Below are 26,907 nucleotides of genomic sequence, written 5' to 3'. Positions count from 1 at the left end.
TGTTGTTTATTGATATTCTATTTAATACTGAAGAATCGCACCCGTTTATTTCTCCCAAAGCTCGACCAGTCGACCTTCAGGATCTTCAATCCAAATAAACTTTCCAAATTCACTAATCTCTTTTTTCTTTGCAAGAGGTACACCAATATGTTCAAGATGCTTAATAGTCTCGTTTAGATCATGTACTTGGAAATTTAACATCACTTGCTGTTCTGTTGGAAAATAACTGTCATCTTCAGCAAAGAAAGAAAAGATAGTCTCATTTCCTAATTGGGGTTTTATCACAGTCCCATTCCAATTTTCTAATTCTTCAATCTTCAACACTTCACTGTACCATTTTTTTATAACTTCAAGATTCTTAGTTCTCCAAAATACTCCTCCGAAACCTTTTATCATCTTATCTAACTCCTGTCTGTCATCAAATTTTTAGCTATTTCCTTTTTCAACATTCCTTCTTCGTTCGTTTAATAACTTCAACAAAAAAGGTGCGTAATCCTTCTTGGATTAACGCACCACATAGTTTAAGTAAGTTACTTCACAATATCATCTCTGTATATTACAACTCCTGGGATTACAAATAACATTTGGAAAACCAAACTGTTCCAAATAATAATACAAATCTATCTTAAGTCCCTGTCATACGCCATGGGCGGTGAATCCAACCAGCCTTTATCAATTAAGATATTCATGCCATCGTCAACAAATAAGCCAATGTTTTTAAGCGTTCTTCCATACAAGAAATTTATATCTCTTCTTGCTGTTACCGCCAGAGAGTTTCCAAATGATCTTATCTTCATTGCGAACATGTCCACTTTATGAAACAACATTATTTTATCGGAAAAAGGTGAATATGTAGATGTTGTAACCAAATGGTCTAGGAAAGCCGGTGATTGAAGGTGTTCCAAATGCAGTTTTTCTTTATACTGCTTAACCGCTTTATCAGTCATGTCTAACCCTCGTTTAAACAAAGCCTTTATCTTTTGATCTTGAACTGTCTGATGAAATCCCAATAATAATGCCATACTTGTTACGTTATTCTCAATGTTATCCCAAAGATGTATGAGTTCTAATGCCTGTAATGGTCGGACATCTCCAAAAAAACCATTTAAGAAACTTTGTTTATCAATTTTTTCAATTCCATCTGGTGTTGGAATGATTGGAGGTGCTGCAATATACTTTTTTTCCATTAAAACATCATTAATTTGTCCTAAAAAGACCATAGTACATTGATTACAATAAATAAAATACTCCCTTATATCCTCCCGCATGACCAATGGAACGGCTACTGCGTAAAGACTCATACCTGCCTTAGAAGCATATTTTAAATAGTGAACGTAAAATTCATCCTCGTATAAGCGGGGGGCACCAAGATTGACATCATCTTTAGTAAATCCAATTGGGATAGGAAAATTTTCATTTTTAAAAAATCCTTCTATCCTCTGCGTGAAATCCTTTGATAAAGCTAAACCATTTTCCAATAGCATCTTAACATGTTCATCCTCGCAATGCTGAAGAAAATAACTTAAGAGTTGTATAGACATACTGTTTCCCATATAGGTAGCCCAAAGTTTACCCATTTCAAAAGCCGTTAAAGGTTGGGTCTCATCAAATATTTTTGGATTGATATTTAGTGGTTTCATCACATTCATTGGATTTAAACTTTTATCGGTGGTCATACCTAATCTCCTTTTCCCGCACTTTCGCTTAGGATAACCATTGTAAAAAAATTTAATTCAAACTCCGCCATATACTACCAGCAGAGATAAAGACTTTCTTTCTTCTTCCTTTGACGCCCAAAAAGCCAAAATTCGCTAACAATCCCTATGTGCTATACTATTTAAACGTTTGATTAGTATCGGGCTGAACTAGACTAAATAAAGATTTCTTGCCGTTTAAGTATTAGAAAAATGTCGAAGATTTGTTCTTAAAAAGAGAGATTTCAATACGTTGGTATGCCTATTCGGCGCAATTCGACCGACTGTTCAGCATTAGTATGAAGAAGTAAATCATGCGGATTAACAAAGTAGTAAGTGATTTCTTTAAAGTTGTAAATGTCTTTTAAGTTTAGCTAATTCTCTTTCATTTTTAGCTGCCTTTTCCCAGATATGATCCTGGTCAGCTCGCATATCGGTAAGGATCCGATTTGTTACTGCCTGTTCTTTTTTCACTTCTTCTACATCTTTTTTAACGTCTTGTAGTTCTTGCTTCATCACTTGAAAATCATTGCTCAAGGTACCTACAATTTTGATGAGATTTGTAAGCATGTTTTCCATACGATCAAGTTGCTTCTGCTCCATGCGTTCACACCTCCTTTTTATATAATTATACTACTTATTTTCTCCAATATCTATCAAATCTCGACTAATATCCTTATTTTTCCACCCTAATGGGGACAGTCCCCCGGTGCTTTACAGCAACGGGGGACTGTCCCCAAATAAAAAAACTCCAATTAAAAAAAGTGACATTATTTTAAAACACAAAGGTTCATATAGGAATTGTTTAAGAAAGAATTTTATCCGCTGCATGATTGTATAACTTCCTTCAAGAAACGTGTATTCCTATGGCGTAACCCTCTAACTATTAAAATATTTCACCATTATAATATACAATTTAAGTACATTAAGTTGTACATGAAAAAGAAGCGTTCCCTTGGCTTAAGAATCTTCTTGAGAAATATGAAAATAAGCCATTTGTGAGAATTGAAAAAAAAGGCAAGAGTTTGTTTTTGCTGTTTTTCCATTTGCGGTTAAAGCAACAGAACTAAAACTTGTTGTTACTTGGCAAGAAAACGGTGTCAAGGAATCGTACCGCGGTCAATTGTAACAGAATTTATCCCATATAAAAAACAAAGTCTCTGATCCGGGAGATCAAAGACTTTGTTTTATTGATACTATATTACATCTCAAGATCAGTGAATGCATAAGGTAATAATTCCTTTAAGGACAATTCTAATATATCTTTCTTTTCATTAGTTAAATAGACTGGCATATCAGGTAAACAGAATTCTGCTAAAACTTGTCTACAAATACTACATGGTGGGAGAAAATCTACCGTATCACCAGCAACAGCTATAGCCTGGAAATCTCCCTTTTTATAACCATTTGTTATTGCAGTGAAAATAGCTGTTCTCTCAGCACAATTAGTTGCACCTAATGAAACATTCTCTACGTTTACGCCATTAATAACTGTACCATCTTTTAGTAATAATGCTACACCCACAGGAAACTTGGAATACGGTACATAGGCTGCTGTTTTCATCTTACGTGCACTTTCCATTAATTGTTCTTTGTTCATATCATCCATCCCTCTCAAACGAGAATGAACTTTTCACAGTCCCCTTAACGCCAACATTTCGTTGGCAGGACTTCTAATATAATATTATTGCAAATTGTTTGTCAATATCGATATGAGAAAAGAAACGACAATTAAAGGTATAAGATATTAGTAGGTCCTGGCGTAAAATAACAATAATATTATAAGTTTCTTTCTAAAAGTTCCCCTACTTTTTCTGCCATTTCCCGCGGTGGATAAGGCATCCCATTTTTTAGCCACCATTCCACTACACCAACGTAAGCATTTGCCACAAATTCAACAACTACATCTTCGCTTTGACCAAGATTTTTACCTTTAGTTATATCTACATCTTTTTTGAATTCTTCGATATTATGTTCAACAAACCGGCTGCGAAAATACGGAGCACCCTCACTTGTCAACATCGTCGAAAAAAATAAATAATTACTTTCAAGATATTCCATGCAGTGGACAGTCGATCCAATCCAATCCATGTCAGCGTCCAACTCACAAAGATTTCCCATGTTATAGATATGTTCTTCCATGATTTTATCCAACAGATCAAATTTATCCAAGTAATGAAGATACACAGTTGCACGGTTAATATTAGCCCTGTCAGAAATATCCTGAATGGTAATGCTATCGAAATTTTTTTCTGACATCAATTCAAGAAATGCTTTTTTAATCGCTTCTTGAGTTCTAACAATTCTTCTATCCACTTTTGCCATTGGTTTAACACCATACCTTTTTAAAATAATCGACAATTTTAGTTGTTTTGTTGTTTAAACAACAAAACAGAGTAAATTAACGAGTTTAAAGCCTTGTTAAGTTTATATATATTTTATAGATTATAGACAGATGTCGAGAAAACATCAATTGTAGTTTTTTTACATGAGAAGTAACACAAGATTTTAGATATGGAGGTTTTAACATGATAATAGCTAAAGCACGAGCTGTGGACGGTCCAGACAAACCGTTTCGAGCGGCGGAAATTAAAAGACGCGATCTTAATTCACATGATGTTCTAATAGAAATTAAATTTGCAGGCATTTGCCATTCTGACATCCATACTGCTCACGGCGAGTGGGGTCCTGTGAACTATCCGCTCGTTCCCGGGCATGAGATTGCTGGAATTGTCATGGATGTAGGAACAGAGGTCACAAAGTATAAGATCGGTGACCGGGTTGGGGTTGGATGTATGGTTGACTCCTGTGGTGAATGCGAGAACTGCCGTAAAGGGGAAGAACAATACTGTCTTAAAGGAAATGTCCCTACTTACGCTGGTGTTGATAAATACGGCGAGCCTACTCAAGGCGGCTATTCTACCCACATTGTCGTAACTGAGGACTTCGTCGTTAGAATACCTGATAATATTGAGCTCGACGCCGCAGCACCATTACTTTGTGCAGGGATTACTACATATTCGCCGCTTGTCCATTGGGGAGCTGGTCCCGGTAAGAAAGTAGCGATTGTTGGTATGGGCGGTCTTGGCCATATGGCTGTCAAAATTGCACATGCCATGGGTGCCGAAGTCACCGTTCTTTCACAATCATTGAACAAAAAAGACGATGGCTTGCAATTCGGCGCAGACCACTACTATGCCACAAGCAACCCAGAAACCTTCGAGAAACTTGCCGGAACCTTTGATTTAATGATTAACACGGTAAGTGCAAAGATCGACATTAATGCTTATTTCGCACTACTCACTCTTGACGGAACGTTGGTCAACGTCGGTGCTCCTGGAGAACCATTGCCAGTCAATGTATTCTCACTCATCGGTCATCGCCGTTCATTTGCAGGTTCAATGATTGGAGGCATTCGTCAGACACAGGAGATGTTGAATTTCTGTGCAGAGCATAACATTGTTCCTAAAATCGAGGTTATTTCAGCCGACCAAATTGACGATGCCTATGACCGCGTCTTAGCTTCAGATGTGAAGTATCGATTCGTGATTGACATCAGCACATTGTAAGATAAATACTAAAAATTTCAAGGGTGTCCAAAAAGCCCAGCTTTTGGGACATCCTTTTGTGCATAAAAGGCTTTGTTTCAGTCTCAATCATTTTGGAGGTATACGTTTTTGGCTAAACGAAATAATTTATTGATTTTCATATTAACTATAGGAGTATTTGGCATCTTAAATACGGAAATGGGAGTTATTGGGATCTTACCTGCCATTGCTGAACACTTTCATGTCAGTATTTCAAAAGCAGGGTGGCTCGTGAGTCTCTTTGCTCTTGTTGTTGCTTTATCCGGTCCAACAATGCCTTTGTTGTTTTCCAGTCTGGATCGGAAGAAGGTCATGTTACTTGTACTAGGGGTTTTCGTCATCGGGAACATTGTATCTGTTTATACCTCTAATTTTACCATTCTATTAATTGCTCGTGTCATTCCAGCCTTTTTTCATCCCATATATTGTTCATTGGCCTTTACAGTTGCGGCTGCCTCAGTAAGTAAGGAAGAAGCGCCAAAGGCGGTTTCTAAAATATTTATTGGCGTATCTGCCGGTATGGTAGTTGGCGTACCCATCTCAAGTTATATAGCTAGTGCTGTGTCGTTAGAGAGCGCTATGGCATTCTTTGCGGTTGTAAATGCGGTTGTATTCATTGCAACCTTACTATTTGTACCATCTATGCCTGTTGAAGAAAGACTTTCTTATGGTACACAATTTTCTGTTTTAAAAAAAACGATTACATGGCTTTCCATCGTGACTGTTATTTTATTAAACTCAGCGATTTATGGGGTTTATAGTTATCTTGCGGATTATCTGAAAACTGTTACGAATATGCCTGCTAACACTGTAAGTTTACTATTATTCGTATACGGCGGAGCCAATATGATTGGGAATATGGTGGCAGGGAAATTACTAACGAAGAATGCACACAAAACGGTCGCATCTTTCCCTTTGGTATTAGGAGTGGTTTACATCCTATTATTCTTCTTTGGACAGTTTACCTTACCAATGACGTTCCTTACTTTCATTTGGGGGATAGTAGGTGGAGTTGGGGGTAATATCAATCAATATTGGCTTGCGTCTTCAGCTCCCGAAGCGCCTGATTTCGCCAATGGTTTATTTATTTCTTCCTGTAATGTAGGTACAACAATTGGTGCAGCAGTCAGCGGGTTATTTATATCAGAAATGGGTACACCCTACGTTGTCTTGACGGGATTTCTATCATTGATCCTTGGCTTGGTCACTATTTTACTAAGAATGAGATCTAAAGATGGGGACAGTCCCCTGGCGCTTTAAAGCAGCAGGGGACTGTCCCCTCTCCCTAGTTTTCCTATTTCCTAACAGATTTTCAAGGATTCTTTGTACCTCCGCCCCCTCACGATGTTCATCCTTTTCATCCAAACAGGTCATCAAGACACAATGGATCTTCTTTACTCATTTTGATTGTCTTTATTTATTCTTAACTATCAGCTTAGCAATTACTAAATCAACAAGAAACAGTCCACCTGCGTACATACCGTGATAAATTGGTTTATCCCATACTATGAACGCATCCGAAATAGTAATTAACGTAACTACCCAAAACACTGTAATTAATAATTGTGGGATACTCAGTTTCTTACTTAACACAACTTCCCCCCCATTTTCAAAAACTTTCTATAATCAACCGGCCTCATATATTCACCTAAATTAATCTTATTATTTTTGTCATTTAATTCCATATAAAAATAGGATAGCCGCAGCCATCCCATCTTTAACATAATGAATCCTATCAGTTCTATTATAGGAGTATTTTTGTCATGATAAAGTCCACTTGTTCTTCATCACCCATATAAAAAGTGTGGGCTCCCGTTTGAACAAATCCCATCTTTTTGTAAAAATGAATCGCGTTCTCGTTCTTTTCCCAAACACCAAGCCACATTTTCTCTTTATTCTGTTCTAGCGCTATTTCTATAGCTCTATTCAGCAGATATTTACCAAGCCCATGTTTTTGAAATTTGCTCTTTATATAAATTCTCTCGATTTCAAGTGAATCGTCACCCATTTCTTCAGATTGAGCTTCATTGGTATTGACCTTTAAATACCCAGCGACTTCATTATTAAAATAAACAAAAAAGAAGTGTGAAGAAAGATTGGATAATTCTTTTTCTACTTGTTTTAAGTTAAATGCCCTTTCTAAATAGGCATTCATATTTTCGGGTGAATTCTGATGCTTAAATGTCTCATTAAATGTTTCATAACTAATTTCTTGAAGTGTGTGTAAATCTTCAAAAGTGCACTTTTTTATATTGATAGCCATTTTATATGCCGCTCCTTCAATAATTTCTCTTGTTTCCTTTTTTGACAAATTCCCAGTCTATTTCTACATTTTTTCTTACTCTTTGAAGAAGAGTAAAAATAGTTTCTACTTCTGTTTCAGAAAGTCCCTCTAATGCAACAGTATTGGAATAATCATTTTCTCTTTTTATAAAAGGATAAACATTTTTCCCTTTCTCGGTTGGAAAGAGTTTCTTTATTTTTTTGTTATGTTGATCTTCTTTCTTTTCAATAAAGCCATTCATTTCAAGTTTTTGTATAGCACGAGCTGCCGTTGTTCGATCTACTTTTATCATCTCAGCTAGTTTTTCTTGAATGATGCCTGGGTTTTCACAAATTCGCACAAGGTACAAATACTGCCCTTTTGTAAGGTCATATTCTTTAAATTCTATATTACTGATAGAATCTAATGCCCTTGCAATCATTCCAATTTCACGAAGAATCTCCTTCATAATTAACTCCTCAGCGTGAATTTTTGTTGTAAATGCAATAAAAATCTCATAGATTAAATTTAACTTAATTTTGTTGCATTTGCAACAAAAAAATAATGATGATGAATAAAAACAGGGACAGTCCCTCGCTGCTGTAAAGCAGCGGGGGACTGTCCCCAACTAACTAAAATAGTGACAAAATAGATAGATAAATACATAGAACCGAGCAAGCAAAAAACAGGATAGCTGTTTTAAAATTCCTTCTAAATTTGATACCGTACGCACAAAAGAAGATAGCCGCTGCTAATTTGGAGCCGCTTTGATAATAAGCATTATCCCCCAAAAATGAACTGCTTAAAATGATTGAGAGAAGTAATGTTGTAGGAATAAGTATTTTAAACCACAAAGGCTCATATAGAAATTGTTTAAAAAAGAATTTCATCCGCTGCACGACTGTATAACTCCCTTCATGAAACGTGTATTCCTTCTAAACATATGGTGTAAGCCTCAAAGTATTAACTTATTTTACCATAAATAATAACAGCTGAGCAGCAAAAATAACGGTTATCCGTTCTTTCTAATGCAGTCAGTCAGATTGGAAGGTGGTTTCCATTTTTTGTAGAATTCCCTCTCAAATTTGTAGAATAAATTGATACTTTGTAGAATTAGTCCTTAACTTTGTAGAATAATTATGGCAACCTATCTTTTTGAGGTGTAATTGGAAATTCATTCCCAAACTTTGTAGAATCCATCCCCGATTTTGTAGAATTAATTTAAATTTTGTAGAATTCCTCTTCTTTTTTGTAGAATTCCTCTTTCAATATATAGAATTATCTATTAATCCTTACTAAAAAATATAAAATTCCACGAAACCGGCTAATTTCAATAAAAAAAACCGACCTTTCTTATATAAAAGGCCGATTTCAAGCTTAAAAATGCTCTTCAATTGTCTGAAGAAGGTGTTTAATAGTAGCTTCTGTTATGATAAATCGCCCTGCCAATGGAATCACGGTATAATCCTGCCTGTTCTTTCCCACCCATACATCCAGGAATGGGTGTACCCTTCCATCACTTTTTAACTTTGATTTTCTTGGGTATAGTCGTCCAGTACATGGGGTCTTCCAAGCCGAGCCGCCAAATTCCGATTCCCTGTAAGTTATATTTTTCTACAAGGTCAAGCTTAAAGCGCAGACTATAGCTATTCTCAAACCAGGCCTGGTGACTATGATTTTTTTCATCAACATAACTGAAATGAGGTGTTTGCGAATGGGAGTCCCATATAACCTTAGCTTTATATTTTGTTTTCTGGTCCATTAACTGTGGATAGGAGCTATACGAGGCTTTGTTTGTTGTTGTATCCCAGTCCCATCCATAACCAGCGATACCGAGTAAAATTTTTGATGATGGTACTCCATGTTTCAACGCATAACGAATCGTTGCTTCTGTCCAATCGACTGATGCGGTTGACCCGGGTGCTGTTCTTGGATTGTGCTCATCGTATGTCATGATCATTAACCCATCAGAATATTGACCAAGCTTGTCGTAATCAAACCACGGGGACCAGGGATTCGCACGGGAATCACCTGTGTTTGCCGGGACTGAAACCGTCACTACTTTTCCATCACGATGTAGTGCATCAGACAAGTTTTTTATCATCAAACTAAAGGAATCTCGGTCAGCCAAAAGCAAATTTTCCATATCAATATTAATACCGTCATATTGAAACTGATTTATTTCATTTCGTAGGTTCTGAATGAAAGCATTGCGGTTTGCATCGTTATCGAGGACATTACTCGCTACCTGCTTGCCCTTCTCCACGGTTTCATAAAAGAGATTATGTACAACCATATATACCTTCAGGTGTTTTTTATGCGCACGCTCAATAACCTGTCTCTTATGATCATCTGTAACGGAAGCTATCAGGCTGCCCGGACGTTTATCGTCAAGCTTATACCAAAAGGGGGCAATAATGCTCAATTTGGCGAATTGCGAGTTCACTGTTGGTTGCGACCCTGGATACGTTCCCTCCTGCTCTGTGTAAAAACCTAAAACTTCACGGGGCGTTTTATTCTTATGATGTTCCTCTTTTCTTTGCACCTGATTACAGGATGACAGTAGAAATAATGCCATGCTCAAAGAAAGGATGGTCAATGACCGATAACCATTTTTCGCCATAGTACACCTTCTTCTAATATGTATAGTTCTTAAGTTGGTAAGAAAAGGTGTAACTTATTCATGGAATGAAAGGGTTCAAAAAACGGGGACAGTCCCCCGGTGCTTTAAAGCGACGGGGGACTGTCCCCAAACCCGCAAAGTTGCGATGCTAAATGCAAATATTGTTAAATAGAAATAGTTACTTTTAATAGAATGTGAATTTCGAATAATTGGAGTGAATGGTATGCACAGAAGTGAGAAGCTACACTCATTTTTATTAAGCAAAGCCCGACAATTGACAGAGGATTGGTATAAATCTTTAGATAAAAGTGATCCAAAGGGTGTATATTCCTCAACAGATCCAAAGGTGATTGAAAATCTAAAACGGCAAAACTATGAATTCCATTTACATGCTTGTGAAATTTTTATCCTGGAGGAATGTGAGTTCTTCACCAATTTCCAAACGTGGATAGAGAAAGTGGCACGTGATACAGAACATCAAAGAACGCCCATTCATTTTATTATTAGAGAATTTATGAGAACACGTGAACAGTATCTGGATTTCTTAGATGAATTTGTTTCACTACACAAAGAAGAAGTAACACCACAAGAAGTGAGAACGTGGAATAGATTGATCACCAAGACGTTTGATACAGTGATTCTGCGTTTTGCAGAAGAAACACACAATGCCTCCACTTCCCAGCTTTTCGCACAACAAGAGCTGATCAATGAATTAAGCTCACCGGTGATTACCTTATCAAAAGACTCTGCCTTACTTCCATTAGTTGGGGACATCGATACGGCTAGAGCGAAACTAATACTAGAGAATACCCTTGAACAATGCGCAAGTAAAAATGTGCACCAACTATATATCGATTTATCTGGAGTCATCATGATTGATACCATGGTCGCTCATCAAATCTTTTTGTTAATCGATGCCTTAAACCTAATTGGCGTGGAAACAACACTCTCAGGATTGCGCCCTGAAATCGCACAAACAGCCGTACAACTTGGCCTCAACTTTAACAAAGTAACCATCAAATCCAATCTCTCAAAAGCACTTTCGCTAGATTAAATATTGAAATGGGGACAGTCCCCCACCGCTGTAAAGCGAGGGCACTGAAAATCTTTCGATTTTTATTTTCATTACAGTCCAACAAATAAAAAACCGACCCTTCTCCTATTATTTTGGAAGAAAAGGTCGGCTTTTTTCTTAATTTTGCCCCTGAACTCCTACTTTTTACCCTAGGAGCTTTAGTATCCTCTTAAGATTTACAGTGAATATTGCCATGGCACCTTGTAATTCCATGCCAACTAGACCCGAGGATAATGAAACATTATACCCGTGCCGGTGTTTTAATTCGCTATTTTTAGCCTCTATTTTATACCGTTCTTTTGACTTTTCTTTGAAATATTCACTTTCTTGAAAGTTTGCCTGTCCCTGGTGTTCATCTGATTTAATCGTTACATTGTAAGTTTTACTTTTCGCACCATCTTTATAACATCCCTCTCTAAAAGGGCAAACTTTACATTTCTTAATATCAAAGTAATAGGTATCACGTGGATTTTTCTTCTCGTTTGATCTGTTCTTTTTTTCTTTTCGGATTGCCATATGTCCTGCCTTACAAACATACATGCCAGCATCTTTATTAAACTGAAATTCGTCTTCCTTTTTTCGAGTTCCTTGAGTGATATTTGGATTTAATTTGGCTACCAATTTAATATCGTTTTCAGCGGTATAAATGATATTATCTTTTTCAGAATAAGCAGCATCGCCAATCACGGTTTCAACTTCTATCCCTGCTTTCTCACTTTTCTCAATGAGAGTTTGAAGTTGTTTGCCATCATTTTTTTCACCGGTTGTAATAACCGCTGCAGTGATGATTCTTTCTTCACTTAAAGCCAAGTGTGTCTTATAACCAAAGAAAGCAGAATCAGCACTCTTATGACCAACTCTGGCATCTTGGTCCTTCGAACTCTGAAGTCGCTCAATATCATCCTCAACGGTCTCTTTCAGTAGATTTAATTGTTCCTTAACCTTTGGATACTGGATAAGGTTTTCTTCCTTCTCAATTACATGGATTAACTTCTGAGAATAAGTGATTTCGTCCTCTAGTACATCCGTCATTGTTTTGGCAGGGAACTTCTCCTTCATGGTTTCATCAACCTGATAAACAGCTTTCCTCAGCTTTTTGGAACGGTCCATAAGGACCTCTTTTGGCGTCATCTGGTTGTATCGGGCTTTTGTATGGGTAGCATCGACTATGATAGATTTACTCTTGATAATCTCTTTTTCAATGGCTATTTCGACTGTCTTATTGATAAGTAAGTCTAAAAGTTTGACATCTTGAAGCCTGAGCTTCCGAAACTTGGTCAATGAGCTTGGCTCAATCACAGATTCCTCAGGTGTCATATCAAGGAAATATTTAAAAGACATATCGTATTTTGAACGTTCAACTATATCCACATCGGAAAGATCATGGATAGTTTTTAACAATAAATATTTAAACATGCGAATAGGATCGATGGCGTTCCGGCCATTATCAAGACAATAATTATCTTTAATTTCATCATAGACGAAAGAAAAGTCGACAAGATCATTGATCTTGCGCAACATGTTATCCGCAGGAATGATTAAATTGTATAGGTCCATATAGGGACTAAACCTCATAGATTGTTGTTTTGATATCACCGGAAACACCCACTTAAATTAGATATCCTAATTATAAATCAAAAAAGACAAAAACCCTCGAAAAACATGAGAGTTTCTGCCTTATAGTTTAAAGGGACTTTTTCAGTGGCCTCCTGTAAAGCGACGGGGGACTGTCCCCAAAAATTTAAAGATTCCTATCTAACAAAATCCCTACTTGTTCTGCCACGACTTGGGTCCGTTCAGATAGTCCATTGGTGATCCATGCTTCTACGATCTCTACAATGGCTGCTCCAAAAAATTTAAGAACTAACTCCTTATTTAAACCTTGATTGATTCCTTCGGTTACATCTACATCACCCTCTAACTCCTCGATTACAAATTGAAGGAAGTGACTTCGAAAAGCAGGGCCCCCTTTACTCGCTAACATGGTTGAAAAGAAAGAAGAATTCCGTTCAAAATATTCAAACCAAATCAGATTCCCCTCAACAAAACTCAATTCAGCTGCCGACTCGCACAGCACCCTTAGTTCGTTTATATGTTCTTCAATGAGCTTATCCAGTAAATCATATTTATCCAAGTAATGATCATAAATGGTTCGACGCCCGACATTTGCCCTGTCGGAAATATCTTGTATGGTAATTTGATCTAAATTTTTTTCAGACATCAGTTCAATAAAAGCATTTTTTATTGCTTCTTGAGATTTTTGTACTCTTCTATCCAACTTAGACATTGTTAAGCCACCAAACTTTCTTAAAAAATATCGCACAATTTTAATCAGCTTGTGCAATAACGTACAAAACATAGAAATTTGATTATTGCCGACATCCTCTTTTCATTTTATATTATACACAGATGTGCGATAACGCATCAACATACGATTTGCTATCACATAAAATTTTTCTACCTTCGGAATAATTGATGTGTTAATTAAATTCAAAGAAGGGGGTTTAGGTATGGACCGTATTGAAAAGAGCAAGGCAAAGTTCAAACAGCTATTTGGTGAGGTAGAAACTGCCGCACAAGCTACCGATCCTGATTTTCAGGACATTCTGAGCCACTTTGTTTTTGGGGAAGTTTTTTATCAAGGTAATCTGGATGATAAACCACGTGAGTTAATCACCCTTGTGGTGCTTGCGACCAATCAGACGTTGCCCCAGCTCAAGGCACATGTGCTAGTCGCGTTGAATGTTGGACTGACACCTGTTGAAATCAAAGAGGCTGTTTACCAGTGTGCTCCGTACATTGGATTCCCCAAAACGCTAAATGCGATCAATGAAGTCAATGAGGTTTTCAAAGCGAAGAATATCGCTTTACCGATTGAAAGTCAAAGGACTGTAGATGAAGATAATCGTTTTCAAAAAGGCATTTCCGTACAAGTCGAGATTTTCGGAGATATGATAAAAAATATGCAGGAGAGTGCTCCGGCAAACCAAAAACATATGCAGGAATATCTTTCCGCTTTTTGCTTCGGAGATTTCTACACCCGTAGCGGACTTGATTTGAAAACACGAGAGTTGTTAACGCTCTGCATCATCAGTGCGCTCGGAGGTGCTGAGGGTCAAGTGAAGGCACATGTGCAGGGTAACAAAAATGTGGGCAATGACAAGGAAACATTGATTACCGCCCTCACCCACTGCCTTCCATATATAGGATTTCCTAGAACACTAAACGCACTAAATTGCATTAATGAAATGATTCCTGAAAATTAAGAAAGGGTGATTGATTATGTCTACTATTCAAGACCAAGTGGTTATTATTACGGGGGCTTCTAGTGGGATCGGCGAAGCTACTGCAAAAGAACTAGCATCTAAAGGAGCGAAATTGGTGCTAGCCGCCCGTCGTGAGGACCGATTAAAGAAATTGCAAGATGAGATTAAAACGGATGGCGGGCAAGCTACATACAAAGTGACAGATGTAACTTCTCATGAACAAATGGAAGAACTCGCTGCCTATGCTCTTAAAAAGTTTGGAAAAATCGACGTTTTAGTTAATAATGCTGGATTAATGCCCCAAGCTTTTCTTTTTAAAAAGAAAATTGAGGAATGGGATCAGATGATTGATGTCAATATTAAAGGTGTTCTGTATGCCATCGCTGCCGTTCTTCCATCTATGAGAGAACGTAAATCAGGTCATATCATTAACCTTTCCTCTGTTGCTGGCCATAACATCTACCCAGGTGGAACAGTTTATTGTGGAACTAAACATGCAGTACGAGCAATCTCAGAAGGTTTACGTCAAGAAGAAGCAATGAGCGGCACGAATATCCGTGTAACAAATGTTTCTCCAGGGGCTGTTAACAGCGAATTATTAGAAACGGTCACCGATCCAGAATCAAAAGCAGGCTTAGATGAATTTTATAAAATAGCCATTGATGCGGACAGCATTGCTCGTGCTATTTCCTTTGCCATTGAGCAACCATCGGATGTAGCGATTAATGAAATGATTATTCGCCCAACAATTCAAGTCGGTTAATAAGTAAGAATTGAAGAAAGTAGGGATTTTTTAATGAAAAATGAACAATTAAAAAATAGTACAATCTTTCCATTGGGACAAAAAGTAGACACCAACTTTATTGGTGATGCCTACTTACAAATGGTGTTTACCGATCCAACACCACTAAACACAGCCATTGGGAATGTAACCTTTGCACCAGGAGCGCGCAATAACTGGCACTCTCATCATGCTGGCCAAGTTCTGTTAGTGACTGGCGGTGAGGGTTGGTATCAAGAGGAAGGAAAACCAGCTCAATTATTGAAGACGGGAGATGTAGTCAATATTCCGCCAAATGTGAAACACTGGCATGGTGCGACAAAAGACAGTTGGTTTGTCCATTTAGCCCTAACCCCAGGACCAACGGATTGGTTAGAACCCGTCGAAGACGAATGGTATACTAAATTATAATGAGAATGAAGAGTCGATTTTCCAAGTGTGGAGGTCGGCTTTTTTATCGTTGAAATGAACACACTCATTTAGCGACATATGATTTACCACCCGTATTGCAAGAAGGAGCATCGTTCGATTTTAACAAGCTGACACGTTTGTTAAGCTATGTTCTTTCAAAACCTTATTGAATCCCCGCCTGTTACTTACTTTAATAAATCCGATTGCGCTTTGTGACAGGCGACCTTGAACTTTCGTATAATGAACATGGATGGAATACGATCATAAAAAAGATGGTGAAGCTGGTATGAGAATAGAATTATCAAAGAAACAAATTGAGGAAATACAACGAATAATTCAAAAAAATTTTATGATAAAAGGAATAGAACCAACAGATGAATATCTATTTATCCACTGTTTTTCTAAATTACAAAAAGAATCCGTCTATTATCATTTGTTAAGAGAAAATGATACGTTGATAATCCGCTGCTATGCACGCGTGTTTGACAACCTAAGTCTAAGTGTGATGATCAGAAGCGCAGCAAAAAATGTATTTGAATATCTGGTAAACCAAACTGGATTACAAAACACAATCTATATAGAAAACGGGAAAGAGGTTTAAGTTTCATCGGTTTTAAAATTGGAAATTTATTTCCAACTATTGTAGAATTCCCTCTCGACTTTGTAGAATTAATTAAAATTTTGTAGAATTACTCTATCAATATATAGAATTTTCCACGATATCTTACTCAAAATTATAAAACTCCACGAAACTAGCTGATCAATCCCTTCTTTTATTAATAGAGGGGTATAAAAATCGAGTGTATATACGAATCAAATCCCAAAACGTTCCATTTTGAAACTCACTTCTTATTCAACTTACTTGCTCCTTCTCCGACCAAACTTCCTAATAAGAGAATAGACAAAACTCGCCACTATTCCCTATGTGCTATACTATTCAAACGATTGGTTAAAAATGCTAGAAACCTCTATATTACAGCTTTCCATCCCGAATCATTCTCCAAAATTTGTCGTAGGATCTAGCAGGTTCCCCCTACTATTCTGCAAAATATGTGCCAAAAAGATTGTCGAAGGATGAAAAAGTTCAAAAAAACGGTGACAGTCCCCCACTTAATGAATTTGACATTTTCTTCTTGTACTAATTGACTTCACGCATAGGCGTAAAACTTAAAAAACGTTTACATAAAATTCATAAGAGCTTAAAAAATTGCTTTTATAATGTAGTTAGTAAGCCATAACTTATCCTAATCAAAAGAAGGAGACGTTTTTTTGCAGTGGTTAGATAGTATTTTACTTATGTGGGTAAATAGAATTTTACTTATTGGTACCGTTATTTCGTTTGTCTTATCGGTCGTTATATTTAAAAAGTCATCTGACCGTGATTTACCGTTTATTTTTTTTCTTATAGGTATTGGCTGTATCAGCTCTTTTGTTATAGTTAATTACATAACAAGATGAATATAGCCTTAGAATAATTCGTGATGGCGTGTAAATAAGGAAAAACTCGTTAACTTCCAAGTCACTGGCGGTTTTTCTTGGGTTTCTATACTATTTCTCCTTCATTTTTAGGAAGTTATTTCTTCCTGGATTCCGGTTTAATCTTTCTGAACGACTTCTGTGATGTATTGTTGCAGCGGATACCGTGAGGACTGAATATAACTCCTTCCCGCTACCTTCAATTTGTAAAAAAATAAAGGTGCCGCAGCACCCTCTTTTAAACACAATGACTTTATGATTTTATTTGGTTTGGTCCGATAGAATTTCTTTTATCATATCTGCAAGGATATCTGCCGTTCTATATTCTTCCTCCAACGTGTTTTCCACTCCACCAATCTCTACCAAAACTGAGTGATCCAAAAAATCTTGATTATAGGTATTTTGGTTTGGTGGATTGTTTTTCACGAGCACTCCTCTAGATAAACTATTCGGGTACTCCTTTTGTATTTTATTATGAAGGAGTGTAGCAAACTTTACATTTTCTTCGTAATTGCTGCTTGAACCAGAAACAATAAATGCGATCTTAGCGTACTCGATCCCGTCTATTTTACTAGTAGTAACACTTCTTTTCTGTGAATCTCTGTGTAGATCGAACACCATTTTTATAGACTTATTTTTCTCTATCGCATCTTTCAGTGGCTCTCTCGAGACTTTATACGATTCATTGAAGGGTAAGTTTCCTTCTTTTAAAATTTGCATGACTTGAGTCTCATCATGGATGGCTGGAATACCTGCTTTTTTTAATGATTGGCTCAATCTCTCACCAACTAATGTAATATTCTTGGTATCATGAAATGCTTGGTCTGCAGGCACTTTCGTATTTAATTCTGCGAAAAATGACTCTTTATCGTGTGATTGATAAATATAAACCAAAGGGTCTTGGTTCTTTACACTTGTTGCGGAGTTTCTTTCTTGAAGGGTGTTATGATTGCTGGAAATGACATCTTTTCCGCCATAAAAGAAAAACCACGAAATAGCTATGACACATAGTGCAATACTGGTTGAAGCAAGAGAAAACTGCTTCATTCTTCTGTTTCTATTTAGCTTCCTTGCTTTTTGTCTAAGTTTATTAGAAGTATCTGATACAAATTCCTCTCTTGGTTGGAGTGGATAGGCCTCTTTCATTAAGTCAAACAATTCCTTTTCAGTTTGCATTCCCGATAACCTCCTCAACATCCATGTGTAATCTCTTTTTTAGTTCTTTTAAGGCTCGGTGATAATCCACCTTAACCTTTGATTCACTACATTGAAGGATTTCAGACGTCTCTTTTATCGAAAACTCGTTTATACCTCTTAGTATGACTACTGCCCTAAAGTTTGGTTTCAACTTGGAAATGGCTAGGTGAACAAGCCTCTTCATTTCGTTTTGTTCAACCAATTCATTTGGTTCTTTTTCGGACGATGCGATTTGCTTGAAAAATCCATCCATGAATAGAGAAGAAAATCTCTTTTTACGATAATGATCAATCGCAACACGCTTCGCGATCGTAAAAGTCCAGGTCTTTACGTTACTAATACTGTTTTTGTTAGTAAAACTATTTAGTACCCGAATAAACACTTCTTGGGTTAAATCCTCTGCGTCGTTTTGATTACCTGAAAAACATACAAGGAATCTATATACATCCAAATAATGATGACGGTAAATATTTTCAATCTTCTCCTCCAATTTTTCATGATCAAACAAATCGTTCCCCCCTCTTTTTGGTTTTCATATATAAATCGTTTGAGGCTAAGAAAAGGTTACAAGTTTCTGAATTTCCACCTAAATAAATAGACCGTCAACTTTAGGCGGTCTAAAAGATTCCATAGTAAAAGTTCTCGAATGAAAGTCATTTTACCTCTAATTTCTTTCTAGTCAGCTCATAGCTGCGGCGACGCCATGGGATAACCCGAGTGTTTTATGTAAATAGTAAGATAGGTAAACAATCAAGTAAGGAGGGCTTGTATGCAACGGGATCAACAACCTAAAGAAGGTTTGGGTTCTATTATGAAACCAAACTTTGCAGGAACGGATGCACAAGAAGTAAAAGGAGACATTCAAAAAGATGTTAGCCAAGGACAAGGGGCAATGACTTCCCGAGAAGCAGGATCCATGCGCGATTAATAAAACCACACAGAGTGGTTTTTTATTTTCTTCTTTAATAACAAGTTTGTTTCAGTGTAAACATTTTAAATATGTAAAAAAGCTTACTCAAAGAGTAAGCTTAACCCTTATAAACACTATCACAAGTTCCAGCTTTTGGTTCATAATAACAATGATTTTTAAATTGACCAGACTGAGGTTGACCGTACCAGGTTGGCGGGCATGGAGCATATGGATTAAAGTACCACAGCGCATATTTCCCTGGGTGTTGTCTCCAATATTCCAAATTCTGTTTGGCTAATCTTTTTTCAGAAGTTCTCGCTCTTTGATAAAATACATTCCCTTTTTGAACTGCCTCAAAGGAAAAATTTCCACCTTGTACTTGAAAAATAACTTGGTTAATGGTTCTTAAACCTTTAAAGTCTATACAATTGGCTACAAGACGATTCACAATTACATTTCCGACATACAACATTCCCTGTTTTCCTTCACCTTCGGCCTCTGCTCTCATCATCCTTGCCATTAAATCAACATCTGAACTTCGGTAATTTACTCTTGGCATTTTTTCACCCCCAAATATAGTATGAAAAAAAGCCAATATTCATGTCATTGTTTATAGAATAGATATTCTGGGGACAGTCCCCCGCTACTTTAAAGCGGTGGGGGACTGTCCCCACTATTGGTTCCAATAACAACTGTAGCGTCCCGTTCTGCGTCTCTAGCTACTTTAGTGGCCAATCCAGATTGAGCAAAAACCTCAAAAGTTCGTGATGCTTGCATTTCGCTCGTCTCGATCAGTAGGTGTCCTCCCGGAGCGAGCCAATCAGGGGCTTCTTTTACCACTCTTCTTAAAATGTTAAGCCCATCCACCCCTCCGTCCAAAGCCAAATTTGGTTCATAAAGACGAGCCTCCAATGGAAGCAGCTCTATTGCTTTAGTGGGAACATAAGGTACGTTAGCAACCAGTATATTTATACGGCCTCTCATCCATTGTGGTAAAGCCTCATACAAATCACCTTCAAAAACATGACCACCGAATTTGGATACGTTTTTTCTTGCACATGGAATGGCGATAGGGTCGATGTCAGAACCATACAACATAATGTCCCCCATAGCAGCTGCCAGAGCAGCACCGATAGCTCCTGAACCACAACAGAGGTCAACGACGAGATCACCAGAACAAGCTAGTTCTTCCGCCTGACGAACAAGAAATTCTGTACGTTTCCGAGGAACAAAAACGCCTCGCTCCACTTCTATCTGAAGACCACAGAACGGTGCCCATCCAATTACGTGCTCAAGTGGTAATCCATCGACTCGCATTTCGACTTTTTTTATGAGGTCCTCTAAAGATTGTGCCTCTGAAACAAGTAACTGAGTCTCATCTTCTGCAAAAACACACCCCGCACTACGAAGTTGGTTTACAATTGATGTTACCGTATGGTGGCCGACTAAAATACTTATACCAATCACCCTTTTAATTTTGGATTAACATTATGAGATTAGTGTTTTATCTTTTTGTTTAATAATGGAATGGACAATATGGACGGAGTCCCATTCTCCCGAGGAAAAAGACATAATAGGGTATCTTTTTGGAAACAAAGTATCATTAATCTCGTCTGGATTCTTTCCTTCATCATGAAGCTTTAAAATAGTTCCTTGCAGATTCAACAGATATTCCAGCTTTCTCTTTAGCGCTGTACGCCCATTGCTCAGATATCCTGCGTGATTGCAAAACACATCATCAAAATCATAGGTTAATACTTTTTTTAATGATTCGATAATCACAGGGACATTTTCCTCACGGAGAACAACCTTTGTCTTTTCCTGACAATAGAGGTCTCCAGTAAAAAGCTGACCTGTTTCTCCATTTAAAAATGCAAGGTGATCAATTGAATGCCCTGGTGTCTTGATAACCCGCCATGTTGCATGTGGTGAATGAAATGTTTCACCAATTGGTTCCGCACGAAAGGGTCTACGCCTTCCCCAAAACAGTTGACGATATAATGGATAATCAGCCTTCTTCATGCAGGATTCAAGCATGAGGTCATCCATGAAAAGCGGAAGCTGAAGTTCTTTCTGCAGGAATGAGGCACAGCCTGTATGATCCTCATGAAAGTGGGTGATCACTACTTGATCAATATCAAGCTGCTTAAAAAACGACTTGAAAAACCTTTCCAGTGACTTTGCTCCAGTATCAATTAAAACACCATCAATGAAAAAGCAATGAACATTTAATTTCACACTTTGGATCGATAGGGTTCCATTACCCATCTGCACCCCATTAACTACCTTTTGCTCAAAATTCTTCTTCATGAACATGAACTCTTCTCCCAACCTATTACAAAGTTATAAAAAATATATTCATAATATTCAAATTATAACAGTCGTAAAAGTGGAAGTACACCTGTTAGCAAAAGCCTTCTTTATGAAAAAGGGGGACAGTCCCCCGTTGCGCTAAAGCGCCGGGGGACTGTCCCCAAACTCTGTATGTATACTTCTTTGCTAATACCATAAAATAATCACACTATAGTAAATAAAAGAAAATGGTACATAAATTGGAGGTTTTCCTTTTGGGGATTTTTAATAAAAAAACGAAGACCGATTCCTTAACGGTCTCTGAGGTATCTGCTCTTTGGCTCCAATATATGGGCGATAGCATGGCCATCTGTATGTACAAATACTTTCTCAAAATTGTTGAAAATAAAGACATAAAGGAAATTGTAAAAATCTCCTTACAATTATCTGAGACCCATATCACGAAAATAAAGGAATTCCTGAAAGCTGCTCATTTCCAGGCTCCCATAGGATTTACAGAGGCGGACGTCAATCTGAATGCCCCGCGTCTGTTTTCTGACCAATTTATCCTTTTTTACTCTTATATTATGAGTCTTCACGGGCTACCTGCATATAGCTTAGCGATTACAACCTTAGAGCGACAAGACCTTCAAAATTACTTTTTTGAATGTACGAGACAAACGAACGAGTTATTCCAAAAAATCCAGCAATTGGCCAAAGATCAACCGAAATTTTCTAGCGTACCCTCCATACCTTCCCCACATGGATCGGAGTTTATTGAATCAACAGGAATCATAGATAATTTAATCGGGGACAAAAGACCACTGAATAGTTCCGAAATCAGCACTCTTTTCTTTAATTCAAAGAAAACTGGATTTATTAGGTCGTTAAGTATTGCTTTTAGCCAGGTGGCAAAATCGGAAGACGTTCGAAATTTTATGATAAAAAACGTGAAATTAGCGGGGAAAGATGCGGATAGCTTTGACAACATTTTAAAACAAGACCATCTACCCATACCCGAAAAGTGGGATGTAGAGATTACAGATTCAACTATAAGTCCATTTTCGGATAAGTTGATGATGTTTCACGCAGCGTTTTTAGTCAATGCAGCTCTTTCCTATTATGGGGCAGCATTAGGTTCCAGCTTACGGTCAGATATCATGCTAAACTACTACAAAGTATTCACTCATGCCATGGAGGCCGGCACCTTCTGTTACACAATCCTCGTTAAACACGGCTGGCTAGAAAAACAACCGGAAACCATTGATAGAAAATCCCTGGCGAAGAAATCATAGTGAAAATAGGGGACAGTCCCCCGCCGCTTTAAAGCGGTGAGGGACTGTCCCCCAATTTATAGTATTACCCCCGAAAAATCTCCTTTTAATACCTCTTTTTCATTCTGATTTTCACATAAAAAAGACGCAATAATAGCCGTTCTATTATTCTCTTGCCTTTCGTATTTTTCAATTTTCACTTCACAAATGATGGTATCCCCCGTAAACACAGGCCTTAAAAATTCAAAATTCATATTACGGGCCAGTACGTTATGATCTCCTCCGACTTTTGTCGGTAATGTCGCAGTCAACAACCCTTGCACGACAAGCCTTCCCTGTTCGTCGGGAGTTATATGATGAATCCCTTCATCACCTGATACCTCCGTAAATAACTCAACATCTCTTACCGTAAAAGTCCGCTCAAACGTAATGATATCTCCTACTTTTAATGGCATAAAAATCTCCCCCCCTGAAGGTATGGTAATCAAGAATAACCCCCAATTAGTCTTTAAAGGATAAGCCTATTTCCTTCAAAGCAGCCCTAAGTTTGGGCAACGACGCCGGTCCCATACCATGAAACTGCAAAATTTCCTTTTCACTATAGGTTGATAGCTTCTCTAAAGTAGCCACCTCATTGTTTTCCAAGGCACGTCTTGCCGGTGCCGAAAGCAATGCAAGAAACCCACTTTCAGGTTTGCGTTCCTTCTCACAAATCGGACAGGTTGGACAATCGCTACTCTTATAATAGGTATGTCCCTTGCTGCAAACCTTTTGATTCTTATTCGATTGGTCATTGTAAGATGTCTCCTTAACTTTGACATTTGCTAATTGTTCATTATTTAGAATTCAACTTTGGTAATACATTTCCTTCTAAAAGTCACAAACTCACCACCTGTTAAGGAATTCTTAAGGAAAACAACTATAATACTTCCGAGAAAAATTGTCATAAAATGGACAATACATTTACTATATCTTTACTTTTAAAATAGTACTTAGGACTTTCTTACCAAATAAGTTATTTAAGAGCATGTGAAGGGGTATACAAATGAGCATTTACCATAAAGTAATGGATATTTTACTTCTTACAGCGTTAATGTTAGTCATTACACTTTTTATCAAAACCAAATGGAAAAATCTTAGGACCTCAAACTCAAAAATAAAAATATTCAATCCATTGGTCCTTACTAACGTACACAGGGAGGAACTAGAAAGAAATTATCTCAATACCCTTAAAGATCTTCAGGATTTAAAATTCGCCTTAGACGAGTCAAATCTTGTTCAAATCGTCGATAAATCAGCCAATATCTTATACGCAAATGAGAAATTCTGCCGCCTTTCCGAATACTCCTTTGAAGAACTAAAAGGAAAAAACATGCGAGTATTAAATAGTAGCTATCATTCCAAAGAGTATTTTAGACATCTTTGGACTACTGTTACTCAAGGAAAAGTATGGAGCGGAGAAATTCGAAATAAAACAAAAAGTGGTACATACTATTGGACATCTACAACGATTGTTCCGTTCTTAGACAAAAATAATAAGCCCTTCCAATATATTGTCATTCGAAATGACATTACAAAAAGCAAGGAGCTTGAGAAGAAGCTGGAATACCTATCAAATGTGGATGGATTAACCTCCTTATTTAATCGAAGGTATTTTGATAAGATGCTAGATTATTATTGGCAGTCCCTTGATAAAAGTCAAAACTCTCTTTCCGTCATTTTGTTCGATGTCGATTATTTTAAATGCTACAACGACCATTATGGTCATTTATTGGGGGATCAGTGTTTAATTGATATATCCAACCGGGTTAGGGATTTAATGAATTCCTATGAGGCCATTTGCGCAAGGTATGGGGGCGAGGAATTTGCTATTATCCTGCCAAAAAAGGAGGCACATGAAGCCCGCCACATAGCAGAAAGAATCCGACAAGAAATTGAGCAATTAAACATCCCTCATGAATGGTCAAAGCTCAATAGCTCGGTAACCATGAGCTTTGGCGTCGCTTCCCTTATACCAAACCAAGACAGAAATCCCCTCGAATTACTAGAATTAGCCGATAAAGCCTTATATCAAGCAAAGAATAACGGGAGAAACACAGTAGCTTAATAGGCTACTACATAAAAATGGGGACAGTCCCCCACCGCTGTAAAGCAGCGGGGGAATGGCCCCAAAATTCATTTCACCCAAAACATGGATAATGCCGGGAAGTAGGTGATGATTAGTAGGTCGACGACCATGACGACGATGAATGGTGCAATCGATCGGACCAGCTTGTCATAGGTAATGTCGGCGATGCCTTTTACGACAAAGAGGTCTAATCCTACTGGCGGTGTGATGAGTCCAATGGACAAGTTGACGACCATAATGAGTCCAAAGAAGACCGGATCAATGCCTGCTGCAAGTGCAATTGGCAGCAATAGCGGTGTTAATATGGTGATAGCAGCAGATGCATTCAAGAAGCAGCCTGCGATAAAGAAGATGACCGTGAACATAAGCAGGATGAGATAGCGATTATCAGAAAAGCCCGTTACTAGATTAACAAGCAGCGACGGAATTTGTTCAGCGGTTAATAGCCAGCCAAATAGATTCGCAGCCGCAATAATAAAGACAACCATCCCCGTCATTTTTCCGGCTTTGATAAACGCCTCCGGAACATCCTTCCAATCCATATCCTTATAAACAAATTTATTGATGATAAAGGCATAAGCAGCAGCGATTGCACCAGCTTCCGTCGGAGTAAAAATACCTCCCCTTATTCCAAAAATGATAATTAACGGAAGAATCAACGCCAATATTCCTTCAAAAAATGTCTTTTTAAAAGAAGAAAATTCAAACTTCGTGTTCTCTTGAGAAAAGTTATTCTTTTTTGTCAGCCAATAGTTTAGCATCATAATCGACAAACCAATTAAGATTCCAGGGACAATTCCGGCCGTGAACAAATCCCCAATCGAAACGCCAGCCGTTACACCATATACAATCATGGGAATCGATGGTGGAATAACAACTGCGATGGTTCCTGCACTCGCTACCGTCGCAGCGGCAAATCCTTTATCATACCCTTTTTTCTCCATCATCGGGATCATCATTTTACCGACAGCTGCCGTATCTGCTGCACCTGACCCCGAAATTCCTGCGAAGAACATACTTGTTAACGTCGAAACCTGTGCTAATCCGGCACGCAGCCAGCCGACCGATGCAAAAGCAAATCCCGCAATCCGTTGTCCCATACTTCCAGACATCATAAATTCACCTGTTAGCATAAAAAAGGGAATGGCCAGAAGCGGAAACGAATCTACAGAGGTTAATAATCTTTGAGGAACGACTTCTAAGGGAACATAGTAGATACTAGACAAAAAGCCCGAAATGGATGCTAATATTAAAGAAATGGCAATAGGAACACCTAGAAACATTAGTACAAACAGGACAACCAGAACAATAACTGCTACTGTCATTCATCTTCCTCCTTCTCTATCATATGTGGGAATTTTCACTGGCCACTTCTACCTGAACAATCTGAGCCTTTTCCTCTTTTCCAACTACCAAATCAAGTATGTTAACAAAAGAATGAAGAAGGCAGATGAGCGAACAGATGAGTACGGAACCATAAATCAAGGTCATATTCAATCCCATAGAAGGGGATATTTGTTGACTGGTAAATTTTAAGATACTCCAGCCATAAACGATTAAAAATAGAAAGACAGCGGAGTTGATAACTTCAATGAGGACTTGCAGCTTACCTTTCAACTTTTCAGGCAAATAATGAAGTAAAATTTCCACCTGTGCATGTTCCTTACTTTTATAGACAATTCCAATTCCTAAAAAAACAATCCAGACAAACATATAACGAATGAGCTCTTCCGCCCAGCTTAAATTAAATACGGAAAAATCAACCATTGGAAGCGTCTTTTGCACGATGGAACTCTGTAAAACGAACCGGGAAAATACTTGATACACCGTAGCCACAAAAGCAATAACGAAAAAGGCGATTAAGAGAAATTTGCTGGCTTTATCCACTTTTTTACTCAGTTCCGTCATAAACCCTTTCATTGAATGCACC

At 37.7% G+C, this 26,907-nt stretch carries 31 protein-coding genes; 11 read left to right on the top strand and 20 right to left on the bottom strand.

Features of this window, described 5'->3' with window-relative positions; translation table 11 throughout:
- Positions 1–45 precede the first annotated feature (45 nt).
- The 5 genes from QFZ87_RS04720 to QFZ87_RS04700 form a co-directional block, all read right to left on the bottom strand.
- Positions 46–396, bottom strand: a complete 351-nt coding sequence (locus QFZ87_RS04720) for a VOC family protein (protein WP_309858374.1) — start codon at positions 394–396, stop codon at positions 46–48.
- 224 nt (positions 397–620) lie between these two features.
- Positions 621–1,676, bottom strand: coding sequence for a DUF3231 family protein (locus QFZ87_RS04715; protein WP_309858371.1), 1,056 nt, complete (start codon positions 1,674–1,676; stop codon positions 621–623).
- Between the two features lie 363 nt (positions 1,677–2,039).
- Complete coding sequence (locus tag QFZ87_RS04710) at positions 2,040–2,297, bottom strand: hypothetical protein (RefSeq protein ID WP_309858368.1); 258 nt, start codon at positions 2,295–2,297, stop codon at positions 2,040–2,042.
- Between the two features lie 598 nt (positions 2,298–2,895).
- The gene (locus tag QFZ87_RS04705; protein ID WP_309858366.1) at positions 2,896–3,294 is read right to left on the bottom strand and encodes a cytidine deaminase; all 399 of its coding nucleotides are present in this window, start codon (positions 3,292–3,294) and stop codon (positions 2,896–2,898) included.
- 179 nt (positions 3,295–3,473) lie between these two features.
- Positions 3,474–4,019 carry a TetR/AcrR family transcriptional regulator C-terminal domain-containing protein gene (locus tag QFZ87_RS04700; protein WP_309858363.1) on the bottom strand — a complete coding sequence of 182 codons (546 nt, stop codon included), beginning with the start codon at positions 4,017–4,019 and terminating at the stop codon, positions 3,474–3,476.
- A gap of 203 nt (positions 4,020–4,222) precedes the next feature.
- On the opposite strand from QFZ87_RS04700, the gene QFZ87_RS04695 reads away from it, so the two are divergent.
- Both QFZ87_RS04695 and QFZ87_RS04690 read left to right on the top strand, forming a co-directional pair.
- The gene (locus tag QFZ87_RS04695; RefSeq protein ID WP_309858360.1) at positions 4,223–5,263 is read left to right on the top strand and encodes an NAD(P)-dependent alcohol dehydrogenase; all 1,041 of its coding nucleotides are present in this window, start codon (positions 4,223–4,225) and stop codon (positions 5,261–5,263) included.
- A 108-nt stretch (positions 5,264–5,371) separates the two neighbouring features.
- Positions 5,372–6,541, top strand: a complete 1,170-nt coding sequence (locus QFZ87_RS04690; protein WP_309858358.1) for an MFS transporter — start codon at positions 5,372–5,374, stop codon at positions 6,539–6,541.
- 153 nt (positions 6,542–6,694) lie between these two features.
- On the opposite strand, the gene QFZ87_RS04685 is transcribed toward QFZ87_RS04690, so the two are convergent.
- The 4 genes from QFZ87_RS04685 to QFZ87_RS04670 form a co-directional block, all read right to left on the bottom strand.
- Positions 6,695–6,874: a hypothetical protein gene (locus tag QFZ87_RS04685; protein ID WP_309858355.1), complete on the bottom strand. Its 180-nt coding sequence runs from the start codon at positions 6,872–6,874 to the stop codon at positions 6,695–6,697.
- A gap of 151 nt (positions 6,875–7,025) precedes the next feature.
- A complete protein-coding gene (gene paiA, locus QFZ87_RS04680; protein ID WP_309867642.1) occupies positions 7,026–7,544 on the bottom strand; it encodes a spermidine/spermine N(1)-acetyltransferase in 519 nt (172 codons plus the stop codon).
- Positions 7,545–7,560: 16 nt separating this feature from the next.
- On the bottom strand, positions 7,561–8,013 hold the full coding sequence (locus QFZ87_RS04675) for a MarR family winged helix-turn-helix transcriptional regulator (protein WP_309858352.1): 453 nt from the start codon (positions 8,011–8,013) through the stop codon (positions 7,561–7,563).
- A 1,047-nt stretch (positions 8,014–9,060) separates the two neighbouring features.
- Complete coding sequence (locus QFZ87_RS04670) at positions 9,061–10,167, bottom strand: glycosyl hydrolase family 18 protein (RefSeq protein WP_309858349.1); 1,107 nt, start codon at positions 10,165–10,167, stop codon at positions 9,061–9,063.
- Positions 10,168–10,390: 223 nt separating this feature from the next.
- On the opposite strand from QFZ87_RS04670, the gene QFZ87_RS04665 reads away from it, so the two are divergent.
- Positions 10,391–11,221: an STAS domain-containing protein gene (locus QFZ87_RS04665; RefSeq protein ID WP_309858346.1), complete on the top strand. Its 831-nt coding sequence runs from the start codon at positions 10,391–10,393 to the stop codon at positions 11,219–11,221.
- A 165-nt stretch (positions 11,222–11,386) separates the two neighbouring features.
- Here QFZ87_RS04665 and QFZ87_RS04660 read toward each other — a convergent pair whose 3' ends face one another.
- Both QFZ87_RS04660 and QFZ87_RS04655 read right to left on the bottom strand, forming a co-directional pair.
- The gene (locus tag QFZ87_RS04660; protein WP_309858342.1) at positions 11,387–12,838 is read right to left on the bottom strand and encodes an IS1182 family transposase; all 1,452 of its coding nucleotides are present in this window, start codon (positions 12,836–12,838) and stop codon (positions 11,387–11,389) included.
- 145 nt (positions 12,839–12,983) lie between these two features.
- On the bottom strand, positions 12,984–13,529 hold the full coding sequence (locus QFZ87_RS04655) for a TetR/AcrR family transcriptional regulator (protein WP_309858340.1): 546 nt from the start codon (positions 13,527–13,529) through the stop codon (positions 12,984–12,986).
- A gap of 223 nt (positions 13,530–13,752) precedes the next feature.
- Between QFZ87_RS04655 and QFZ87_RS04650 the strand changes: the two genes are divergently transcribed.
- From QFZ87_RS04650 to QFZ87_RS04630, 5 genes are all read left to right on the top strand, one after another.
- Positions 13,753–14,508 carry a carboxymuconolactone decarboxylase family protein gene (locus QFZ87_RS04650; RefSeq protein WP_309858337.1) on the top strand — a complete coding sequence of 252 codons (756 nt, stop codon included), beginning with the start codon at positions 13,753–13,755 and terminating at the stop codon, positions 14,506–14,508.
- Between the two features lie 16 nt (positions 14,509–14,524).
- Positions 14,525–15,271, top strand: a complete 747-nt coding sequence (locus tag QFZ87_RS04645; protein WP_309858334.1) for an SDR family oxidoreductase — start codon at positions 14,525–14,527, stop codon at positions 15,269–15,271.
- A gap of 33 nt (positions 15,272–15,304) precedes the next feature.
- Positions 15,305–15,700, top strand: coding sequence for a cupin domain-containing protein (locus tag QFZ87_RS04640; protein ID WP_309858332.1), 396 nt, complete (start codon positions 15,305–15,307; stop codon positions 15,698–15,700).
- Positions 15,701–15,950: 250 nt separating this feature from the next.
- A complete protein-coding gene (locus tag QFZ87_RS04635; protein ID WP_309858329.1) occupies positions 15,951–16,301 on the top strand; it encodes a hypothetical protein in 351 nt (116 codons plus the stop codon).
- A 668-nt stretch (positions 16,302–16,969) separates the two neighbouring features.
- Complete coding sequence (locus QFZ87_RS04630) at positions 16,970–17,158, top strand: hypothetical protein (protein ID WP_309858327.1); 189 nt, start codon at positions 16,970–16,972, stop codon at positions 17,156–17,158.
- A gap of 279 nt (positions 17,159–17,437) precedes the next feature.
- Here QFZ87_RS04630 and spoIIP read toward each other — a convergent pair whose 3' ends face one another.
- The gene (gene spoIIP, locus QFZ87_RS04625; RefSeq protein ID WP_309858324.1) at positions 17,438–18,352 is read right to left on the bottom strand and encodes a stage II sporulation protein P; all 915 of its coding nucleotides are present in this window, start codon (positions 18,350–18,352) and stop codon (positions 17,438–17,440) included.
- On the bottom strand, positions 18,342–18,881 hold the full coding sequence (locus tag QFZ87_RS04620) for an RNA polymerase sigma factor (RefSeq protein WP_309858320.1): 540 nt from the start codon (positions 18,879–18,881) through the stop codon (positions 18,342–18,344). The genes spoIIP and QFZ87_RS04620 overlap by 11 nt, the downstream gene beginning before the upstream one ends.
- Before the next feature lie 261 nt (positions 18,882–19,142).
- On the opposite strand from QFZ87_RS04620, the gene QFZ87_RS04615 reads away from it, so the two are divergent.
- Positions 19,143–19,301 (top strand): hypothetical protein, encoded by a 159-nt coding sequence (locus QFZ87_RS04615; protein WP_309858317.1) that lies wholly within the window; start codon positions 19,143–19,145, stop codon positions 19,299–19,301.
- A 100-nt stretch (positions 19,302–19,401) separates the two neighbouring features.
- Here QFZ87_RS04615 and QFZ87_RS04610 read toward each other — a convergent pair whose 3' ends face one another.
- From QFZ87_RS04610 to QFZ87_RS04600, 3 genes are all read right to left on the bottom strand, one after another.
- Complete coding sequence (locus QFZ87_RS04610) at positions 19,402–19,842, bottom strand: cell wall hydrolase (RefSeq protein ID WP_309858314.1); 441 nt, start codon at positions 19,840–19,842, stop codon at positions 19,402–19,404.
- 89 nt (positions 19,843–19,931) lie between these two features.
- Positions 19,932–20,741 (bottom strand): putative protein N(5)-glutamine methyltransferase, encoded by an 810-nt coding sequence (locus QFZ87_RS04605; RefSeq protein ID WP_309867640.1) that lies wholly within the window; start codon positions 20,739–20,741, stop codon positions 19,932–19,934.
- Between the two features lie 30 nt (positions 20,742–20,771).
- A complete protein-coding gene (locus QFZ87_RS04600) occupies positions 20,772–21,599 on the bottom strand; it encodes an MBL fold metallo-hydrolase (protein WP_309858312.1) in 828 nt (275 codons plus the stop codon).
- 251 nt (positions 21,600–21,850) lie between these two features.
- On the opposite strand from QFZ87_RS04600, the gene QFZ87_RS04595 reads away from it, so the two are divergent.
- Complete coding sequence (locus QFZ87_RS04595) at positions 21,851–22,870, top strand: DUF3231 family protein (RefSeq protein WP_309858309.1); 1,020 nt, start codon at positions 21,851–21,853, stop codon at positions 22,868–22,870.
- A gap of 56 nt (positions 22,871–22,926) precedes the next feature.
- Here QFZ87_RS04595 and QFZ87_RS04590 read toward each other — a convergent pair whose 3' ends face one another.
- Both QFZ87_RS04590 and QFZ87_RS04585 read right to left on the bottom strand, forming a co-directional pair.
- On the bottom strand, positions 22,927–23,304 hold the full coding sequence (locus QFZ87_RS04590) for a hotdog domain-containing protein (protein WP_309858306.1): 378 nt from the start codon (positions 23,302–23,304) through the stop codon (positions 22,927–22,929).
- A gap of 46 nt (positions 23,305–23,350) precedes the next feature.
- Complete coding sequence (locus tag QFZ87_RS04585; protein ID WP_309867637.1) at positions 23,351–23,695, bottom strand: RNA polymerase alpha subunit C-terminal domain-containing protein; 345 nt, start codon at positions 23,693–23,695, stop codon at positions 23,351–23,353.
- A gap of 199 nt (positions 23,696–23,894) precedes the next feature.
- Between QFZ87_RS04585 and QFZ87_RS04580 the strand changes: the two genes are divergently transcribed.
- The gene (locus tag QFZ87_RS04580) at positions 23,895–24,956 is read left to right on the top strand and encodes a sensor domain-containing diguanylate cyclase (RefSeq protein WP_309858303.1); all 1,062 of its coding nucleotides are present in this window, start codon (positions 23,895–23,897) and stop codon (positions 24,954–24,956) included.
- 68 nt (positions 24,957–25,024) lie between these two features.
- Here the strand turns inward: QFZ87_RS04580 and QFZ87_RS04575 are convergent, their stop codons facing one another.
- Positions 25,025–26,302, bottom strand: a complete 1,278-nt coding sequence (locus QFZ87_RS04575; protein ID WP_309858300.1) for a TRAP transporter large permease — start codon at positions 26,300–26,302, stop codon at positions 25,025–25,027.
- A gap of 19 nt (positions 26,303–26,321) precedes the next feature.
- A complete protein-coding gene (locus QFZ87_RS04570) occupies positions 26,322–26,897 on the bottom strand; it encodes a TRAP transporter small permease (protein WP_309858297.1) in 576 nt (191 codons plus the stop codon).
- Between the last annotated feature and the right edge of the window lie 10 nt (positions 26,898–26,907).

The organism is Bacillus sp. SLBN-46, from assembly GCF_031453555.1.
GTDB lineage: Bacteria > Bacillota > Bacilli > Bacillales > Cytobacillaceae > Neobacillus.
The sequence above is the reverse complement of the archived record's forward strand: the minus strand, read 5'-3'. Positions and strand labels throughout refer to the sequence as shown.

What these genes read in the sequence shown, in the direction of transcription:
- QFZ87_RS04720 (WP_309858374.1), bottom strand. Translation starts at nt 396, where the DNA reads ATGATAAAAGGTTTCGGAGGAGTATTTTGGAGAACTAAGAATCTTGAA.
- QFZ87_RS04715 (WP_309858371.1), bottom strand. Translation starts at nt 1,676, where the DNA reads ATGACCACCGATAAAAGTTTAAATCCAATGAATGTGATGAAACCACTA.
- QFZ87_RS04710 (WP_309858368.1), bottom strand. Translation starts at nt 2,297, where the DNA reads ATGGAGCAGAAGCAACTTGATCGTATGGAAAACATGCTTACAAATCTC.
- QFZ87_RS04705 (WP_309858366.1), bottom strand. Translation starts at nt 3,294, where the DNA reads ATGAACAAAGAACAATTAATGGAAAGTGCACGTAAGATGAAAACAGCA.
- QFZ87_RS04700 (WP_309858363.1), bottom strand. Translation starts at nt 4,019, where the DNA reads ATGGCAAAAGTGGATAGAAGAATTGTTAGAACTCAAGAAGCGATTAAA.
- QFZ87_RS04695 (WP_309858360.1), top strand. Translation starts at nt 4,223, where the DNA reads ATGATAATAGCTAAAGCACGAGCTGTGGACGGTCCAGACAAACCGTTT.
- paiA (WP_309867642.1), bottom strand. Translation starts at nt 7,544, where the DNA reads ATGGCTATCAATATAAAAAAGTGCACTTTTGAAGATTTACACACACTT.
- QFZ87_RS04675 (WP_309858352.1), bottom strand. Translation starts at nt 8,013, where the DNA reads ATGAAGGAGATTCTTCGTGAAATTGGAATGATTGCAAGGGCATTAGAT.
- QFZ87_RS04670 (WP_309858349.1), bottom strand. Translation starts at nt 10,167, where the DNA reads ATGGCGAAAAATGGTTATCGGTCATTGACCATCCTTTCTTTGAGCATG.
- QFZ87_RS04665 (WP_309858346.1), top strand. Translation starts at nt 10,391, where the DNA reads ATGCACAGAAGTGAGAAGCTACACTCATTTTTATTAAGCAAAGCCCGA.
- QFZ87_RS04655 (WP_309858340.1), bottom strand. Translation starts at nt 13,529, where the DNA reads ATGTCTAAGTTGGATAGAAGAGTACAAAAATCTCAAGAAGCAATAAAA.
- QFZ87_RS04650 (WP_309858337.1), top strand. Translation starts at nt 13,753, where the DNA reads ATGGACCGTATTGAAAAGAGCAAGGCAAAGTTCAAACAGCTATTTGGT.
- QFZ87_RS04645 (WP_309858334.1), top strand. Translation starts at nt 14,525, where the DNA reads ATGTCTACTATTCAAGACCAAGTGGTTATTATTACGGGGGCTTCTAGT.
- QFZ87_RS04640 (WP_309858332.1), top strand. Translation starts at nt 15,305, where the DNA reads ATGAAAAATGAACAATTAAAAAATAGTACAATCTTTCCATTGGGACAA.
- QFZ87_RS04635 (WP_309858329.1), top strand. Translation starts at nt 15,951, where the DNA reads ATGGAATACGATCATAAAAAAGATGGTGAAGCTGGTATGAGAATAGAA.
- spoIIP (WP_309858324.1), bottom strand. Translation starts at nt 18,352, where the DNA reads ATGCAAACTGAAAAGGAATTGTTTGACTTAATGAAAGAGGCCTATCCA.
- QFZ87_RS04615 (WP_309858317.1), top strand. Translation starts at nt 19,143, where the DNA reads ATGCAACGGGATCAACAACCTAAAGAAGGTTTGGGTTCTATTATGAAA.
- QFZ87_RS04610 (WP_309858314.1), bottom strand. Translation starts at nt 19,842, where the DNA reads ATGCCAAGAGTAAATTACCGAAGTTCAGATGTTGATTTAATGGCAAGG.
- QFZ87_RS04600 (WP_309858312.1), bottom strand. Translation starts at nt 21,599, where the DNA reads ATGTTCATGAAGAAGAATTTTGAGCAAAAGGTAGTTAATGGGGTGCAG.
- QFZ87_RS04590 (WP_309858306.1), bottom strand. Translation starts at nt 23,304, where the DNA reads ATGCCATTAAAAGTAGGAGATATCATTACGTTTGAGCGGACTTTTACG.
- QFZ87_RS04580 (WP_309858303.1), top strand. Translation starts at nt 23,895, where the DNA reads ATGAGCATTTACCATAAAGTAATGGATATTTTACTTCTTACAGCGTTA.
- QFZ87_RS04575 (WP_309858300.1), bottom strand. Translation starts at nt 26,302, where the DNA reads ATGACAGTAGCAGTTATTGTTCTGGTTGTCCTGTTTGTACTAATGTTT.
- QFZ87_RS04570 (WP_309858297.1), bottom strand. Translation starts at nt 26,897, where the DNA reads ATGAAAGGGTTTATGACGGAACTGAGTAAAAAAGTGGATAAAGCCAGC.